1 protein-coding gene is annotated in these 765 nt (G+C 71.5%); it reads left to right on the top strand.

The annotated features are described in order from the left end of the window. Positions 1 to 726, top strand: a 726-nt coding sequence (locus QZM15_RS33915) for a hypothetical protein (protein WP_302108029.1), incomplete at its 5' end; no start/stop codon positions are given. Positions 727 to 765 lie beyond the last annotated feature (39 nt).

The following is a 765-nucleotide window of genomic DNA, read 5'->3' as shown; positions in this document are numbered from 1 at the left end:
AACGCCGGGGTGACGGGCGCGGCGGCCGGCGGCGCGAGCGCCGGCGCCGATTCGCAGTTGCAGCGCTGCGCGTCGCCGCTGGGCACGATCGCGGTCGACGACGGCCGCAACGCCGACTGGTGGGGCCCGTTCGGCAGCGCGACGAAGGTGACGAGCATCGACCCGCTGCTGCGGCTGGCCGTGCAGCAGTCGAACTGCTTCGTGATCACGTCGATCGGCAACCAGAAGAGCGACGCGCGCCTGTCGCGCATCACGCAGCTGCAACGCAACTCGGGCGAATATCGCGCGGGCTCGAAGCAGCAGAAGGGCCAGCGTGTGGCGGCCGACTACTACATGGAGCCGCAGATCGTGATCAACGATTCGCCGATCGGCGGGATCGGCAGCATGATCGGCGGGCTGATCGGCAACAGCGCGGTGGCGGCGGTGGCGGGGCACCTGCAGACGAAGGCGTCGGTGGTGACGCTGACGCTGTTCGACGTGCGCTCGGCGGTGCAGATCGCGGCGTCGGAGGGCAGCTCGACGGCGACGAACTACGGCGCGGCGCTGGGCGGCCTCGGCGGCGGGGTGGGCGGCGGGCTCGCCGGTTTCTCGACGACGCCGGAAGGCAAGGCGACGGTCGTCGCGTTCATCGACGCGTGGAACAAGATGGTCGTCGCGCTGCGCAGCTACAAGGCGCAGGACGTGAAGGGCGGGCTGGGCCGCGGTGGCCAGCTTCAGGTCAACTGACGCCGACGGGGCCGGCGGGATGCCGCCGGCCGCTTGTCG

It is taken from the genome of Burkholderia sp. AU44665 (assembly GCF_030504405.1).
In the GTDB taxonomy this organism is placed as follows: Bacteria; Pseudomonadota; Gammaproteobacteria; order Burkholderiales; family Burkholderiaceae; genus Burkholderia; species Burkholderia semiarida.
This window is presented reverse-complemented; position numbering and strand designations above follow the sequence as displayed.